This window comes from Streptomyces griseus, from assembly GCF_900460065.1.
Lineage (GTDB): Bacteria > Actinomycetota > Actinomycetes > Streptomycetales > Streptomycetaceae > Streptomyces > Streptomyces griseus.
On the sequence record NZ_UAVD01000037.1, the window covers coordinates 29,845 to 46,440 of the forward strand.

A 16,596-nucleotide genomic window follows, 5' to 3' on the forward strand; every position below is an offset into this window, starting at 1 on the left:
GTCCGGGCGTGGCGCTTCAGGGTCAGAACGCGCCGTCCGTGCGCCTCCTGGTGCGCCGGTGGATCAGCAGGCCGCCGCCAACGAGGGCTGCTGCCACGAGAGTTGCGGACATCACAGTGACCCCGGTGGCGGCCAGGCTGCCGCCGCCGGACGTGGTCGAGGTCCCGGTGCCGCCGGCGGCACCGCCGCCGACCGTGGATCCGGCGCCGCCGGACGCACCGGCTCCGCCGGCCGTGCCCCCGGAGCCGGAGCCCCCGGTGCCGGATCCGCCGCCCGACCGGGTGCCGCCGTCGCCTCCGGCCGTCCCGCTGCCTGTCGTGCCGTCCCCTGTCGTGCCGCCGGTCGAGGTGTCACCGCCGCCGCTGTCGCCGCCCGTCCCCCCGCCGGTGGCCGCCGCCGTGACGGTGAGCGTCACGGCGGAGGTGCGGGTGGTGCCGGCGTCGTTGCGGAACTCGGCGCGGTAGCGGTAGCCGTCCTGCGCGGTCCTCGCGGTGAACGTGAGGCCCGGACCGGTCGCGCCCTCGACGTCCTTCCAGGTCTGCGAGCCATCGGCGCTGACCTGCCAGCGGACCGCGGGCTCGGGAGAGCCCTCGGCCGCCGCGGTGAGGGTGACTTCCTCACCGTCCTCGGCCGCCAGGTCGGCGGGCGCACGGGTCACCAGCGGTGAGATCTGCCGGACCAGCTTGGTGATCCGGCCCTCGGCGGGGTTCGTCACGAAGACGGTGGCCCCGCCCGGTTCGACGGCGAGCGAGGCCGATCCGGACTGGGAGTGGTTTCCGGGCAGCGACAGGTCCTTCGCGGCGGGGGTGAAGTCCTCGGTGTCGTACACGGTCAGCGTGCCGTTGTTGTCATTGGCCGGATCGGAGAGGTCCCCGCCGTCCTGCCAGACGACGTAGGCCCGGCCCGTCTCCTCGTCGAAGGCGGCGTCGCGGGCCAGGTCCGCGCCCACGAGCGTCCTGAGCAGTCTGCCCGCCGCGTCGAAGACGAGCACGGACCGGCCGACGCCCACCCAGACCGCGCCGGTGGCCGGGTCCGCCTCGGTGAATCCGGTCAGGCCCTGGGCGCCGGGCAGTGCGAAGTCCGCGGTGACCTCGAACGACGCGAGGTCCACCCGGTGCAGCCGGCCGGCCGCGAAGTCGGTGAACCAGATCGCGCCCCGGGCGGGATCGGCGGCGAACTGCGCCCCGCCCGGGAGTGTGACGCTCCGGGTCGCCGCGCCGGTGGCCCGCTCGATCTCGGAGAGCTTCGCGCCCTGGGCGACCAGCACCGTGCCGGGGGTCGTGCCGGGGGCGATGTCGGTGATGGTGGATCCGGTGAGCCAGACGCCCGAGGCCTTCTCGTCACCGGCCTTGGCGCTGCCGACGCCCCGCAGCGGGTAGTTGTAGACGACGCCGTCGCCCGGCAGCGGTCCCGCGATGCGGGCGGCCGTCGAGGCGCGCATCTCTCCGGTGGGTCCGGGCGCCTGGCTGGTCCAGCTTTCCGACTTCCCGTCCCGCGGGTTCAGCACGTGCAGGCCGCGCTCGTCGACGTCCGCGGTGTCGGGGAGGTTGTCCGCTCCGACGTACAGCTTCTTCGACGCGGGGTGCAGCAGCAGGTCCAGCGGCTTGCCCGCCGAGGTGAAGTCCGCGGCGGGCTTGTACGAGACGGTCCCCGCGGGCACGTCGACGCCCTCGCCGCCCGGTTCGCCCGGCTCCTGGCCCGCGAAGGCGACGGGTATGCGGACGTCCTGCGACCGGTCGCCACTGGAGCGGTGGTCGGCCCGGGTGACCAGTGAGCAGGCCACCTCGGCGCAGTCGAGGCCGTCGCCCTTGGCCGAGATCTCGATCTCCACGTCGAAGGTTCCGCCGGGCCCGAAGGCCCGGGCCAGATCGCCCTCGTACGGGTCGCCCGCCGGCACGATCCACTGCGAGGTCTTCGAGCCGCCGCTCATGTCCGCGCCCCCGAGACAGGGGGAGGGCACCCGGTTGTCGCCGTTGTCCTTGCACAGGGCGACGTAGATGCCCGACTTCTGGCCGTACCCCTCGCCGGTGACCCGGACCTTCTCACCGGCCGGGTCGAGCCCGGTGGTGGCCGAGACGGTCAGCTTCTGCCCCTGGGGGCCGGTGGCCGTCTTCGGGGTGCCGGCGTCGGCGCTGACCGCCGCGCCGGTGGGGACCGCCGCGAGCAGCAGGGCGGCGACGGCGGCCGTACCCGCCCGGCGCCCGAGTCTGCGGCGGCCGGTCGGCGGGGAGCCGGGAGCGGTGCCCGGAGTGGATGTCATGTCATTCCTCGTCACGACGCAGGGGAGCCCGGTCCCGGCACGTACGGCCGGGACCGGGCGAGGGTCTGGTGGACTCGACTGGTGCTACACGAAGGTGATCGGGGCGTGGACGTCGTACTTGCGGTCGTTGGTGTCGGTGTGGTCGGCGCGGGTCACGATCGCGCACTCGACGGTGTCGCCGCAGACGTTGCCGCCGCCGAGGTCGGCCTTGACGTGTATCCGGACGCTGAAGGTGCCGCCGGCGCCGAACGGCGAGGTGTTGGGGAGGCCGCCGCCCAGGCTGGACACCCAGTGCGAGGCCCCGGTGGTGCCGGCCTGGTCCTGGCCGCCGAGACACGGCGAGGGCTTGTTGGCGCCCTGGGCCCCGTTCACCACGCACAGGCTCACGTAGACGCCCTGGCCGGTGTTGTAACCGCTGCCGGTGACGGTGATGTTGGCGCCCGCGGCGGCGGCCGTGTTCGGGCCGGAGAGCGAGAGGTTGTAGGTGGTGCCCCCGTCGGTGACCGTACGCGTTCCGGTCGCCGCGGCGGCGGGGGAGGCGAAGGTCAGGGCCAGTGCGGAGGCGGCGAACGCGGCGAGCCCCGCGCGGGCGACGGTGCGGGTGGAGGGAACAGCACTCATGAGATGAGCACCTTTCTCGGCATCGGTAACCAGAACCACGGACACCCAGTCGACTTAGGTAAGGCATACCTAAATCGATGTCTGTTGGGTTGTCAACAAAGGCGGTGCCCACGGGGGCTGTTCACGGATGTTCTCCCCGGGCGTGACGGTCAGCCCGCTCCGGCCGGCGGCAGGGCCTGCTCGGTCCAGATGGTCTTCCCGGTGGGGGTGTACCGGGTGCCCCACCGCTGGACGAGCTGCGCCACGATGAAGAGTCCGCGCCCGCCCTCGTCGTCCGCCGCGCTGTGCCGCAGGTGCGGCGAGGTGTGGCCGGTGTCGGCGACCTCGCAGACCAGCGTGCGGTCCCGGATGAGGCGCAGCCCCAGTGGCCCGCCCGCGTACCGGACCGCGTTGGTGACCAGCTCGCTGACGACCAGTTGGGTCGTGAACACCAGCTCCTCCAGGCCCCAGGCCTCCAGCTGTCCGGTGGCCAGCTCGCGGGCGCGGCCCACCGACACCGCCTCGGCGGTCAGCTCCCAGTCGGCCACCCGCTCCGCGTCGAGTTCGCGGGTGCGGACCAGGAGCAGGGCGGTGTCGTCGGCGCTCGTGCCCTCGGGCACCAGCTCGGAGACCGCCCGGTCGCACAGCTCCTCCAGCGACGCCGTACGGTCGCCGAGCACCCGGCCCAGGGTGTCGAGGCCGCGTCCGATGTCGTGGTCCCGGGCCTCGACCAGGCCGTCGGTGAAGAGCGCCAGCAGACTGTCCACGGGCAGGTCGATCTCCATCGACTCGAACGGCAGCCCGCCGAGACCGAGCGGCGGCCCGGCGGGCAGGTCCGGGAACGACACCCGGCCGTCCGGTCCGACGACCGCCGGCGGCAGGTGTCCGGCGCGGGCCATGACGCAACGCCGGGAGACCGGGTCGTAGACCGCGTACAGGCAGGTCGCTCCGGTGGTCACGTCGTAGGTCTCGACCGCTCCGCCGTACGCGTCCGACCGGTCCTCGGCCGGCTGTCCCACCAGATCGTCCAGCCGGGTCAGCAGCTCGTCGGGGGCCATGTCGAGCTGGGCGAAGGCCCGTACGGAGGTGCGGAGCCGGCCCATGGTGGCGGCCGCCCGGAGCCCGTGCCCGACCACGTCCCCCACCACCAGGCCGACCCGGGTCCCCGACAGCGGGATCACGTCGAACCAGTCCCCGCCGACGCCGGTCACGTCGTCGGCCGGCAGGTAGCGGTGGGCGGTCTCCACGGCGGACCGCGGCGGCAGGTGATGGGGCAGCAACTGCCGCTGGAGCGCGAGGGAAGCGGTGCGCTCGCGGGTGTAGCGGCGCGCGTTGTCGATGCTGACGGCGGCGCGGGCCGCCAGCTCGTCGGCCAGGGCGACCTCGCCGTTGTCGAACGTGGTCGGCCGGTCGGGGGCGGGTGCCCGGCCCGCGGCGTCGGAGCCCGTACCCCGGTCGAAGGTGACGAGCCCCAGAACGCCGCCCCCGCCCCGCAGCGGAATGACCAGGGTGCCTTCGTCGAGCACCAGACCGCCCGAGGCCAGGCTGCGGTTCTGCGGTGATCCGGGCGGATAGGCGACCGGCGGATACGGCTCTCGCGGCTCGCCGGGGCCCCGCGCCGCCCCGGGCGGTCCGGTCCCCGGGCGGTCGTCCGTCCCCGGCGGCCCCGCCCCGGGGAGTTCGCCCGCTCCCGCCTGCCCGGGGTCCGGCAGGCCGGGATCCGGCGTACCGGACCCCGGGGCCGACCGTTCGGCCACCCGCAGCAGGGACATGTCCGCCGGGCTGCCCACCGCCGCCGTCTCGCCGGTCACCGCAGCCCGGGTGACGTCGACCCGGACGGTGGTGGCGAAGTCCACCACGGCCACCCCGGCGATCTCCTCGGCGGTGTTGGCGACGTCCAGGACCGTGCCGATGCGGCGGCCGGCCTCGACCAGGAGGGTCAGCCGCTCCTGGACCCGGTAGCGGTCGGTGATGTCGAACGCGTCCTCGCACACGCCGAGCACGTGCCCGTGGGCGTCCTCCAGCCGGTAGTAGGCGCAGGACCAGAGGTGGTACCTCCCCGGGTCGCTGGGCGGCTGTCCCCGGAAGTGCAGGTCGAGGATCGGCTCACCGGTGTCGAGGACCTGACGCATGACGCCGCTGAGCATCCGCGGGTAGCCGGGGGTCACGAAGGAGCCCGTACCGTACAGCTCGTCGGCCCGCTTGCCCCGGAACGCGGCCAGCGGCTGCCCCATCTCGCGTTCGTAGGCGGTGTTGCTCCAGCTCAGCCGCAGGTCGGTGTCGTAGATGGCCAGACCGACGGGGGACTGGGTGGCCAGCCCCTGGAGCAGGGCGATCCGCGACTCCCAGTGCAGCAGCGACTCCACCTCGGACGCCACCAGGATCCGGTCCGGCTCGCCGGGGCCGTGGCCCTCGGCCCCGCCGGGCAGCGGACAGGTCGCCGTCGCCACCAGCAGCTCACGGCCGTCCCGGGTGCGCGCCAGGCGGATCTCGTTGCCGACGAGGGACGGCGGGCCGGGACCGGCCGTTCCGGCCGCTTCCACCGGGAGGAGACCACCGGCCGGCCGCTCCGGGAGGAACGCGGTCACGGGCCGTCCCAGGGCGTCGGAGGGGGCGTAGCCGAGCAGCTCGGCGGCGGCGGGGCTCCAGCCGATGACGGTGCTCTCGGCGTCCAGGACCATCGTGGCCGCCCTGGTGATGTCCAGGGGGCCGCGGAAATCGGCGCTCTCCGCCGTGTTCGCCGCGCTCACGGCGCGGCTCCGGCCCGGTTCATTACCCTCAGAATCCGCCCTGCCCGGGGCCGGCACAACCGCGGTGCTCCGGGCGCCGGCCGGTGGGCGCCGGGCTCAGCGCACCCCGTCGGTCCGGAACTGCACGCTGATGCGCGGCCCGACGGCCCGGGCGGTCTTGGGGATCGCGTGCTCCCAGGTGCGCTGGCAACTGCCGCCCATGACGATCAGGTCGCCGTGTCCGAGCGGTCGGCGGACCGGGGCGGGGCCCGGGCGGCGCGGCCGGAGCGCGAGGTGCCGGGGGGCTCCCAGCGAGAGGATCGCGACCATCGTGTCCTCGGTGCTCGCCCGGCCGATGGTGTCCCCGTGCCAGGCGACCCCGTCGCGGCCGTCCCGGTAGAAGCACAGTCCCGCCGTGGTGAAGGGCTCGCCCAGCTCGGCCGCGTAGTGCGTGCCCAGTGCGGTGCGGGCGGCCTCCAGGGCCGGGTGCGGCAGGGGGGCGCGGCGGCCGAAGAAGGCCAGCAGCCGGGGGACCGCCACCACGCGCTCGTACATCACGCGCTGCTCGGCCCGCCAGTCGACCTCGCGGACCAGCGTCTCGAACAGGGTGTCCGCGCCCCGGAGCCACTGCGGCAGCACGTCGATCCAGGCGCCGTGGCCGAGATCGGTACGCCGCAGTCCGCTCAGGGGGCCGGTGCCGACCTCGGCCTCCTGGTCGAAAAGCGAGCTTTGCAGGTGTACGGACATGAGGAGAGCGTATCGCTATTCGAGCATGTGTGCGAATAGCTAGCGAGTCACGGAGGCGGGTCCGTCCTTGATCAGATCGGCGCACTTCTCGCCGATCATCATCGTCGTGATGCACGGATTGACCGCGGGAAGGAACGGCATGACCGACGCGTCGGCCACCCGCAGCCCGGTGACGCCCTTCACCCGCAGCTCGGGGTCGAGCGGCGAGTCCGGGTCCTCCGCCGGACCCATCCGTACGGTTCCGGCCGGGTGGTAGACGGTGTTGTGCGTCTCGCGGATGTAGTCGAACAGCTCCGCGTCCGTGGTCGCCCCGGGCCCCGGGGCCAGCTCGGTCCCCGCCCACGCGGCCATCTCCGGCTGCGCCACGATCTCCCGTGCCAGCCGCAGCCCGTACGTCATCACCCGTACGTCGTGCTCGTCGGTGAAGTAGCGCGGATCGACCCGGGGCTTGTCCCGGAAGTCCCGGGTCCGCAGCCGCACCGTGCCCCGCGACCGGGCCCGGGTGACGTTCGGGGTCAGGCAGAACGCGTTGTCGGAGGTGGGGTAGCCGCGCCGGTAGGTGTTCAGGTCGAACGGCACCGAGCCGTAGTGGAACATCAGGTCCGGCCGGTCGAGCCCCGGCTCGGTGTCCGCGAAGATCCCGATCTCCCACCACTGGGTGGACGTGGTCACCATGGGCTGCTTCGCCTCCCACATGACCACCCCCTCCGGGTGGTCCTGGAGGTGGGAGCCGACGCCGGGGGAGTCCACCCGCACGTCCACCCCGGTCTCCCGCAGATGCCCGGCCGGACCGATCCCCGACAGCATCAGCAGCTTCGGGGAGTCGATCGCCCCGCAGCAGACGATCACCTCGCGCCGCGCGTGCACCGTCCCGCTGTGCACGGTGTCGGGCTCCAGGTACTCCACCCCCGTGCACCGCGCGCCGTCGAACAGCAGCCGCTTCGCCTGGAGCCCGGTCCGTACCTCCAGGTGGGGCCGCTTCCCCAGCACCGGGTGCAGATACGACACCGAGGCCGAGGAACGGGTGCCGTCCTCCCGGGCGTTGATCTGGAACCAGTGCGCGCCCCGGATCACGGTGGAGCCCGTGTTGAACGGGACGGTGGGGATGCCCGCCGTCGCGCAGGCCGCCAGCAGGGCCGTACCGCAGGGGTCGCGGGGCGGCACCGTCCGGATGGTGACCGGGCCGGAGCGGCCGTGGTGGTCGCCGGGCGCGTCGTTGGCCTCCAGCCGCCGGTAGAGCGGATAGCAGTCCGCCGCGCTCCACCCCGTGCAGCCGAGCGCCGCCCACGCGTCGAGGTCCTCGGCCGGGGCCCAGAAGGCGATGCAGGAGTTGTGCGAGGAGCAGCCGCCGAGCACCTTGGCGCGGGCGTGCCGCAGGAAGCTGTTGCCCCGCTCCTGCGGCTCCACCGGGTAGTCCCAGTCGTAACCGGACTCCAGCAGCGCCATCCACCTCTCCAGCCGCAGGACGCTGTCGTCCCCGACGTCCGAGGGGCCCGCCTCCAGTACGCAGACCGTGACGGCGGGGTCCTCGGTGAGCCGGGCGGCGATGACCGCACCGGCCGTACCGCCGCCGACCACGACGTAGTCGAACGTGGGTACGGAGCTCTCTTCGGGCATCGGGGTCTCCAGGGTTCGGGCGCGGACGGGGCTCCGGGCGGCCGGCGGGTCTTGGGGGTTCAGCCGGCCGGCGGGGCGGCGGTGGGGTCGTCCTGGGCCTCGACGCGGTGCTCGGCGAGCACACCGGTGCGGTGCCGCTGCACGAACCAGTAGTAGGCGAAGCCGCCGAGCGCGACGACGCCGATGAACAGGAACGCGCCCCAGCGCAGATACCAGTGCTGCGGGCCGGTCGCGTTGTACACCTCGGCGCGCGGCCAGGCCAGGTTGAGCGACATGGCCGTGCCCCAGAGCACGGCGGCGATGTTGACGGGCAGCCCCCAGCGGCCCAGCGAGAACGCGTCCCCGCCGCACGGCTGCCGGTCGCCGCGCAGCCGGCGCAGCAGCATCGGCACGGTGACCAGCAGATACGCCAGGTAGATCATGATGATCGCGATGCTGGTGATCACCGAGAAGATCTGCGGCTGGTTGATGTTGACCACCAGGATGACGACCCCCACCACCCCGATCAGCACGGCGGGCGCCACGGGCGTCCCGAAGCGGGGGCTGACCCTGGCCAGCTTCGATCCGGCGGGCAGGTTGTTGTCCCGCGCCATGGCGAACATCAGCCGGATCCCGGCGGCCTGCACGGCCAGCACGCACACCGTGATCGCGACGACCACCGCCCAGAGGAAGATCTCCCCGACCGTGTCGCCGAGCGTCGCCGGCACCACGTACTGGAGTCCGCCGGTGGAGAGCTCCTCGGCCTTGAGGTCCGGCACCGCGAGCAGCGCGAACAGCAGGATGAACGCACCGATCAGGAACGACGCGATCAGCGCCCGCAGAACGGCGCGGGGCGCGTTGCGGGCCGGATCGTGCGACTCCTCGCCCAGCGAGGACGCGGTGTCGAAGCCGTACATCACGTAGGCGGAGGCCAGCGACGCGGTGAGGAACGCGCCGAAGTAGCCCAGCGGCCGGCCGCTGCCCAGCCCGTACGTCTCCGTCAGCGCGGTGCCGGGGCCCCGGGTGATGTGCGCGCCCAGGAAGATGATCAGGGCGAGGGCGGCGATCAGCTCGATGAAGACACCCGCGGAGTTGATCCGGGCCATCAGCCTGACGCCGAACGCGTTGACCAGGGTGGAGAACAGGATCAGCACACTGCCCAGCAGGACGGCGTTGGCCGCCTGGTCGTTCCGGCCGCTCCCGTCGCCCACGAACTGGAACCACGCGTCGATCTGCGGCAGCGTGATCTGGTAGGCCAGCGCCACCGCCGACAGGGTCACCATGGTGGCCGTCATCATCATCCAGCCGCCGAGCCAGCCGACGTGCGGACCGCCCATCTTCTTGGCCCAGTTGTAGATCGAACCGGCCACCGGATAGCGGGCCGCCAGCTCGCAGAAGCACAGGGCCACCATCAACTGACCGCAGAAGACCATCGGCCAGGACCACCAGTAGGCCGGACCGCCGAAGGCGACCCCGAAGTAGAACAGCTGGAAGGTGCCGGTCAGGATCGAGATGTAGCTGATCCCGGCGGCGAACGTGTGGAAGTCGCCGAGCGTGCGGCGGAGTCCGGGCCGGTAGCCCAGCTCGCCGAGCGCCCTGTCGTCGGCGCTGCCGGGGGCGGCCCCGGCAGCCCGGTTCCGTACCGGACCGCTGTCCGGACTCACTCGAACCACCGTTGCGGAACCGCCGCGACCTTGCGCCAGACGTGCTTGGCCTCCTGGTACTCGGCCAGCCCGGCGGGCCCCAGCTCGCGGCCGAAGCCGGACTGCTTCATCCCGCCCCACTCCGCCTGCGGTACGTAGGGGTGGAAGTCGTTGATCCACACGGTGCCCACCCGCAGCCGTGCGGCCACCCGGTGGGCGAGCCCGTCGTCCCGCGTCCACACGGCCGCCGCCAGCCCGTACACGGTGTCGTTGGCCAGCCGGACCGCGTCGTCCTCGTCCCGGAACCGCTCCACCGTGAGCACCGGCCCGAACGACTCCTCCCGCACCACCGCCATCGAGGTCGCGCACTCGTCCAGCACCGTGGGCGGGTAGTAGAAGCCGTCCGCCAGCGCCGGATCGTCCGGCCGCGCCCCGCCGCAGCGCAGCACCGCGCCCTCGGCGATGCCCTCGGCCACGTACGCCTCGACCTTGTCGCGGTGCGCGGCGGAGATCAGCGGGCCGCTGCGCGCGTCCTCGTCGAACGGGCCGCCGAGCCGGATCCGGCGGGCCCGCGCCACCAGCTCGTCGGTGAACCGGTCGTGCAACTCGTCCTGGACGAGGAGCCGCGCCCCGGCGGAGCAGACCTGCCCCGCGTGCAGGAACACCGCCATCAGGGCGTGGTCGACGGCGGTGTCGAAGTCGGCGTCGGCGAAGACGATGTTGGGATTCTTGCCGCCCAGCTCCAGGGCGACCTTCTTCACGGTGGCCGCCGCGGCGGCCATGACGCGCCGCCCGGTGGCGAGCCCTCCGGTGAACGACACCAGGTCCACGCGCGGATCCTCGGTCAGCGGCGCGCCCACCACCGCCCCCGCCCCGAGCACCAGATTGGCCACCCCGTCCGGCAGCCCGGCCTCGGTCAGCAGCCGCATGAGCAGGACGGCCGTGTGCGGGGTCAGCTCGCTCGGCTTGAGCACGAACGTGTTGCCCGCCGCGAGCGCCGGAGCGACCTTCCAGGCGGTCTGGAGCAGCGGATAGTTCCACGGCGTGATGAGCGCGCACACCCCCACGGGCTCGTGCACCACCCGGCTGTCGACGCCCGCGAGCCCGGTGTCGACGACCCGGTCGGCGCCCCCGGCGGCGGCGAGGTTGCCGAAGTACCGGAAGCAGTTCGCGATGTCGGCCATGTCGGAGGCGCTCTCGACCAGCCGCTTGCCGGTGTCCAGCGACTCGGCCCGCGCCAGGACGGCCCTGTCCCGCTCCAGCAGCTCCGCCACCCGCAGCAGCAGCCGCCCCCGCTCGGCGGCCGGCGTCCCCGGCCACGTCCCCCGGTCGAAGGCCCGCCGGGCCGCGGCGACGGCCGCGTCGGCGTCCCGGACCCCGCCCTCGTCGACCTCCGCCACCAGCGTGCCGTCGGCGGGACAGCGGATCTCCCGCCTCCGCCCCTCGGCGGCGCCGGTCCACCGGCCATCGATGAACAGCTCCGGCATGGCTCCTCCTGTACGGGGGTGGCAGCGGCGCCCCGCCGGCTGCGGGCTTCCGCGACGACCGGCTCCCCGGGTGACGGCATCAGCACAGACGCTAGGGCTGCGCGCCCGGGTGCGCAGTGCGGGCGGGGCCGACCGGAGCAGCCGCCGACCGGGACGGCGGACGGGCCGCCGCGGACGCCGCGGGTGCGCCCACCCCGGACGGCGGGCGGGCCCCACCCCGGACACGCGTTCGGCTACCGTTCCCCCGTACCGACGGATGCCCCCATCCCGCCCTGTTCTCCGAGGAGTTGCCCCCATGCCGCAGATCACCGTCGACTACTCCGGCACGCTCGCGGCGGCCTTCGACCGGCAGGCCTTCGCGCTCGCCCTGCACCCGGTCGTCGTCGACACCGTCGCCGCCCGGCCGGAGGCCTGCAAGACCCGCTTCCGCCGCGTCGACGACTTCGTCATCGGCGACCGGACCACAGGCCACGCCGTCCTGCACATCGAGATACGTCTGCTCCACGGCCGCCCCGACGACACCAAGATCCGCCTCGCGAACGCCGTACTCGATCTGATCGCCGCCCGGGTCCGGCCGGCCGACGGCGTCACCCTGCACTCCTCCGTCGAGGTCCCCGACCTCGACGTGACGTTCCGGAAGCGCTGAACGGGCATCGCCCCGGGTAGGTCGGGTGGGCAGGACCGGAAGGCCGGAACGTCGAATGAGTGGAGTGCCAGACATGCGTGGAGGCAGCGTCGCCGTGGTCGGCGGCAGCATAGCGGGGTGTGCCGCGGCCCTGGCCGCGTCGCGCGGGGGAGCCGAGCGGATCACCGTCCTGGAACGCGCCGATTCCCGGCTCCGTGACAGAGGGGTCGGAATCGCCCTCCACAGCGACCGCTACGACGAGTTGAGGGACGCCGGATACGTCGCCCCGGAGATGCCCTGGGCGCCGCTGACCCGACGGGTCTGGAGCGTACGGGACGGCGAGGCCGATCACGGCCGGGTCGTCGGCGAGCAGCCGTTCCCCTTCCGGGCCTACAGCTGGGGCTCGCTGTGGAGCGAACTGCGCCGGCGGGTGCCCGAGGGGGTCTCCTACCGGTCCGGCACGGTGGTCACCGGTGTGGAACCCGACGCCGACGGGGTGACCCTGCGCCTCGCGGACGGGCACCGGGAGCGCTTCGACGCCGTGATCGGGGCCGACGGATACCGATCCGTGGTCCGGGAGGCCATGTTCCCCGGCGCGGACGCCGCGTACGCCGGATACATCGGATGGCGCGGCACGTCGCCGGAGGTCGCCGACCTCCCGTCGGACGGCCACGACGCGCACAACATCGTCTTCCCCGGCGGCCACTGCATGATCTACCGCATCCCCGACGGCACCGGCGGACACCGGCTCAACTGGGTGCTCTACACCGCGCCCCCCGAGGCCGACGGCCTCCACCCCGACCTGCGCACCCCCACCTCCCTCCCGCCGGGCCGGCTCAACTCCGAGCTCACCGCGCGCCTGAGGGCCCTGGTCGCCGACAACTTCCCGCCGTACTGGGCGGCCAGGGTGCTCCGCACTCCCGCCGAGACCACCTTCATCCAGCCCATCTACGACCTGGAGGTGCCGCACTACACCTCGGGACGCATGGCACTCGTCGGTGACGCCGCCAGCGTCGCCCGGCCGCACATCGGCGGCGGCAGCGTGAAGGCGCTCCAGGACGCCACCGCCCTGGAGGCCGCCTGGACGGCCGGGGGCAGCTGGAGGGAGGTCCTGGAGAGCTACGACACCGCGCGCGGGCCCATCGGATCCGCCATGGTGGCGCTCGCCCGCCGGATGGGCGCCGCGCAGGTCGAGCACACACCCGACTGGTCCGCCATGGGCCGGACCGCGTTCGACACCTGGTGGCAGGACCAGAACGAGGGCTCCGACCGGCGCAGCGGATTCGGCGGACACAGCCTGAAGCCCCGGTAGGCCTCCCGGGGCGGGGAAGGGGCGCGGCCCGGCACCACGCCCCTTCCCCCCCCGCGCGTGTCAGACCGCCGTCGTCGCCAGCTCCAGGGCCGCGTGCAGCGCGCTGCCGTCGGCGCGGGCGTCCGCACCGTCCATGCGCAGCGTCGCCCGCCCCGAGGTGAGCACCGTCAGCGCTCCGGCGGACTCGACGGCCTGGGCGGGACTGGGGGAGACCAGCAGCACCGCGATGCCCTCGCCCGCCAGCGTGGCCACCAGCCCGTGCACCTGGCGGACGAGCGCAGGGGCGAGCCCCTCGGTCGGCTCGTCGAGGAGGAGCAGCCGCGGCGAGCCGAGCAGGGCACGGGCCAGCGCCAGCATCTGCTGTTCGCCGCCGGACAGCTCCGCACCCCGGTTGCCCCGCCGCTCACCCAGCCGGGGCAGCAGCTCCGTCACGCGTGCGGGGGTCCACACGCCGGGCCGCTCCGGGTCGCCCCGGCGGGGCGGGCGGTACGACAGCCGCAGGTGCTCGTCGACGGTGAGCCCGGCGAACACCCGGCGGCCCTGCGGTACGAGCCCGATCCCGGCACGCGCGATCCGGTGCGCGGGCAGCCCCGTGAGGTCGCGGCCGTCGAGGCGTACGGTTCCGGCGCTCGGGCGCATCAGTCCGGCGACGGTGTGGACGAGCGTGGTCTTGCCCGCGCCGTTGTGGCCGACGACGGCGTGGACCGTGCCGGCGGGCACCGACAGGTCGAGCCCGTGCAGGACGGTGCCGCCGTGGTATCCCGCGGTCAGGCCGGTGAGTTCGAGCATCGGGCGTCGGTCATCCTCTCGCTGGTGCGGCGGCGGGACCCGCCGTCGAGCCGGTGCCGTGGTACGCGTCGCGGACCTCGGGACGCGTCAGCACCTCCCTCGTCGGGCCGGTGGCGATCGTCCTCCCGGCGGCCAGCACCGTGACCGTGGAGCAGACCTGGGCCACCACCTCGACGTGGTGCTCGACCAGGATGACCGCGACGTGAGGGGGCAGGGCGCCGAGGATGGCGAGCAGCCGGCCGATGTCGTCGTCGGTCAGTCCGGCCGCCGGCTCGTCCAGGAGCAGCAGCCGGGGGCGGCCCGCCAGCGCGGCGGCGAGGTCGAGCATGCGGCGCTGCCCGTGCGAGAGCGTGGCCGCCGGCCGGTGGGCGAGATCCGCGAGGCCGACGGTCTTGAGGTGGCTTGCCGCGGACGCGGTGTGCAGCCGGTAGCGGGACGGGCTGCGCCAGGCCCCGCGGCGCTTCGGATGGTGCGGCCAGCCGGCCAGGACGATATTGTCCAGCACCGACAACTCGCCTATCACCGATGGCTGTTGAAAGCTGCGGGCGATGCCGAGACGGCTGCGCCCGGCGGTCGGCGTCCGGGTGATGTCGGTGCCGTCCAGGGTGATCGTGCCGTGGTCGGGCCGGTCCGTGCCCGCGATGAGGTTGAGCAGGGTGGTCTTGCCGGCGCCGTTGGGGCCGATGACGGCGTGCCGGGCGCCCGCCGGGAGCCGCAGGCCGACGTCGTCGACGGCGGTGAAGGCGCCGTACCGGCGGGTGAGCCGGGCGAGGTCGAGGACGGGGGGCTCCGGCACGGCGGATCCGGGTGCTGATGTCATGGGGAGACCTTCCCGGCGGGGTTTTGGGCGGGCGCGGACGGGGAGCGGTCCTCGACGGCGGGGAGCCCGGGCGGCGGCCCGCTCCCCGCCCCGCCGCGCAGCCCCGCGAGGCCGCGCGGCAGCAGGTACACGGTGGCGACGAAGAGCACGCCGAGCAGCAGCGGCCCGTGGCCGGGCCAGGAACCGGCGACCCAGTCCCGGGTGGCGACGATGAGGCCGGCGCCCAGCAGGGCGCCGATCACGGACGTCGTACCGCCGATGACGACCGCCAGCAGGGCGAACGCGGCGATCTCGAACCCGACGTCGGCGGGGGCCAGATACTGCTGGACGGTCACCATCAGCGAACCGCCCACCCCGGCCAGCGCCCCCGCGCAGATGTGGGCCACCAGCAGATAGCGCCCCACGGGGTGTCCGGAGGCGCGCATCCGGGCCTCGGCCCCCCGGGTGCCGGTCAGCAGCTTGCCGGCCGGGGAGCGCAGGACGAGCAGGGTGACGGAGACGGCGACGACGGCGACGACGAGCGCGTAGGTGTAGAGCTCGCTCTCCTCCAGCATCTCCTCCCCGCCCCACAGCGCCCGGGTGGCCGGGAAACCGACGAGCCCGTCGGCTCCCCCGGTGACGGACTTGAGCTGGTTGACGACCGCGCCGGTCAGCTCGCCGACGGCGAGCGTGATCATCAGGACGGTGGTGCCGCGGGCCCGGATCACCGCCGGACCCACCACCGCGGCGAAGACGGCGGCGGCGAGCGCCGAGAGGGCGAGCTGCACGGGCCCCACGGTCCACCCCGCCTCCGCGAGGTTCGCGGTGGCGTACGCCCCCACGGCGAAGGGCGCGGTCTGCCCGAGGGTGGGCAGACCGGCGTAGCCGGTGAGGATGGTGACGCTGACCGCGAGCAGCCCCAGGGCCAGGGCGGAACCGGCCAGCGAGATGCTGTACGCGTCGAGCAGGGCCGGCAGGGAGATCAGCACGACGAGCAGGACGAGCAGCGGGGCCGCCCGCCACCACGCGGCCCCGCCCGGCAGCCGGCCGATCCGGGACGGCACGCGGCTCCCGGGCACGCGGCCGGCGAGGCGGCTCCGGAGCCGGGCGACCGGGTCCGGTCCGGGGTCCTCCGGGCCGTGCCCCGCGGTCGGTTCCGCGAAGCGGGAGCGCAGCACCAGCACCGCCGCCATCGCCGCGAAGAGCAGATACGGCGCCAGATCGGGCGCCAGCGCGACGCCCAGCGTCTGCACCTCGCCCACCGCGATCGCCGCGAAGAAGGTCGCCCACAGCGAGCGCAGCCCGCCGAGCACGACCACCACGAGGGAGAGCATCAGCACGTTCTCGGAGGTACCGGGGCCGGGGCCGATGATCGGCGCCCCGAGCACCCCCGCCGCCCCGGCCAGCGCCCCCGCCGCCGCCAGGACGCCGGTGTGCACGGCCCGGGGGTTGCGACCGGTGGCCGCGAGCATCTGCGGATCGTCGGCGGCGGCCCGTACCGCGGCGCCCATCCTGGTCCGGGTCAGCACCCAGGTCCCGAACGCCGCGAGCAGCACGGCCATCACGATGAAGCAGAGCCGGTAGGCGGGGTAGCGGTGCCCCAGCAGCATCACCGAGGAGTCGAGGGCCTCGGGGACCCGCACGGGGAGTTCGTCCGCCCCGAAGACCTGGATGAGCAGATCGCCGCCGATCAGGGCGAGCCCGAAGGTCAGCAGTGCCTGCGCCAGATGCCCGCGCCGGGCGAGCGGAGCCGTCGCGGCGGACAGCCCCGCCCCGGCGAGGCACGCGGCGGCGGTTCCGGCGGCCAGGCCGAGGGCGAGACCACCCCAGGTCCCGTCGCTGAGCTCGGCCCCCGTGTAGGCGCCGATCGCGTACAGCGTGCCGTGCGACAGGTTCAGCACACCCGCCGTGCCGAAGGCGAGACTCAGGCCGGCGGCGACCACGAACAGCAGCAGCCCGAAGGCCACTCCGTCCACCGCCGGTATGAGGTGGCCGTCGAGGAGGTCCAT

At 74.1% G+C, this 16,596-nt stretch carries 12 protein-coding genes; 2 read left to right on the forward strand and 10 right to left on the reverse strand.

Annotated features, from left to right (window positions below):
• Positions 1-22: 22 nt before the first annotated feature.
• The 7 genes from DTB53_RS26650 to DTB53_RS26680 all read right to left on the reverse strand — a co-directional run bounded on the left by DTB53_RS26650 (position 23) and on the right by DTB53_RS26680 (position 11,062).
• On the reverse strand, positions 23-2,260 hold the full coding sequence (locus DTB53_RS26650) for a DUF8696 domain-containing protein (RefSeq protein WP_012378606.1): 2,238 nt from the start codon (positions 2,258-2,260) through the stop codon (positions 23-25).
• Positions 2,261-2,344: 84 nt separating this feature from the next.
• Complete coding sequence (locus DTB53_RS26655) at positions 2,345-2,881, reverse strand: hypothetical protein (protein WP_003965587.1); 537 nt, start codon at positions 2,879-2,881, stop codon at positions 2,345-2,347.
• 149 nt (positions 2,882-3,030) lie between these two features.
• On the reverse strand, positions 3,031-5,610 hold the full coding sequence (locus DTB53_RS26660; protein ID WP_042495872.1) for a SpoIIE family protein phosphatase: 2,580 nt from the start codon (positions 5,608-5,610) through the stop codon (positions 3,031-3,033).
• 96 nt (positions 5,611-5,706) lie between these two features.
• The gene (locus tag DTB53_RS26665; RefSeq protein ID WP_012378604.1) at positions 5,707-6,336 is read right to left on the reverse strand and encodes an alpha-ketoglutarate-dependent dioxygenase AlkB; all 630 of its coding nucleotides are present in this window, start codon (positions 6,334-6,336) and stop codon (positions 5,707-5,709) included.
• Between the two features lie 39 nt (positions 6,337-6,375).
• The gene (locus DTB53_RS26670) at positions 6,376-7,953 is read right to left on the reverse strand and encodes a GMC family oxidoreductase (protein ID WP_012378603.1); all 1,578 of its coding nucleotides are present in this window, start codon (positions 7,951-7,953) and stop codon (positions 6,376-6,378) included.
• 59 nt (positions 7,954-8,012) lie between these two features.
• A complete protein-coding gene (locus DTB53_RS26675; protein ID WP_012378602.1) occupies positions 8,013-9,596 on the reverse strand; it encodes an APC family permease in 1,584 nt (527 codons plus the stop codon).
• Complete coding sequence (locus DTB53_RS26680; RefSeq protein WP_012378601.1) at positions 9,593-11,062, reverse strand: aldehyde dehydrogenase family protein; 1,470 nt, start codon at positions 11,060-11,062, stop codon at positions 9,593-9,595. Before DTB53_RS26680 ends, DTB53_RS26675 begins: the two co-directional genes overlap by 4 nt.
• 295 nt (positions 11,063-11,357) lie before the next feature.
• Here DTB53_RS26680 and DTB53_RS26685 point away from each other — a divergent pair, with 295 nt between their 5' ends.
• Together DTB53_RS26685 and DTB53_RS26690 are read left to right on the forward strand one after the other, a co-directional pair.
• Positions 11,358-11,708, forward strand: a complete 351-nt coding sequence (locus tag DTB53_RS26685) for a 5-carboxymethyl-2-hydroxymuconate Delta-isomerase (protein ID WP_012378600.1) — start codon at positions 11,358-11,360, stop codon at positions 11,706-11,708.
• A 73-nt stretch (positions 11,709-11,781) separates the two neighbouring features.
• On the forward strand, positions 11,782-12,999 hold the full coding sequence (locus DTB53_RS26690) for an FAD-dependent monooxygenase (protein ID WP_042495868.1): 1,218 nt from the start codon (positions 11,782-11,784) through the stop codon (positions 12,997-12,999).
• Between the two features lie 60 nt (positions 13,000-13,059).
• On the opposite strand, the gene DTB53_RS26695 is transcribed toward DTB53_RS26690, so the two are convergent.
• Genes DTB53_RS26695 through DTB53_RS26705 form a run of 3 tightly spaced genes read right to left on the reverse strand, consistent with a single transcriptional unit; the run spans position 13,060 to position 16,596 of the window.
• Positions 13,060-13,788 carry an ABC transporter ATP-binding protein gene (locus tag DTB53_RS26695; protein ID WP_003965579.1) on the reverse strand — a complete coding sequence of 243 codons (729 nt, stop codon included), beginning with the start codon at positions 13,786-13,788 and terminating at the stop codon, positions 13,060-13,062.
• Positions 13,789-13,798: 10 nt separating this feature from the next.
• On the reverse strand, positions 13,799-14,608 hold the full coding sequence (locus DTB53_RS26700) for an ABC transporter ATP-binding protein (RefSeq protein ID WP_003965578.1): 810 nt from the start codon (positions 14,606-14,608) through the stop codon (positions 13,799-13,801).
• The gene (locus DTB53_RS26705) at positions 14,605-16,596 is read right to left on the reverse strand and encodes a branched-chain amino acid ABC transporter permease (protein WP_012378598.1); all 1,992 of its coding nucleotides are present in this window, start codon (positions 16,594-16,596) and stop codon (positions 14,605-14,607) included. The genes DTB53_RS26700 and DTB53_RS26705 overlap by 4 nt, the downstream gene beginning before the upstream one ends.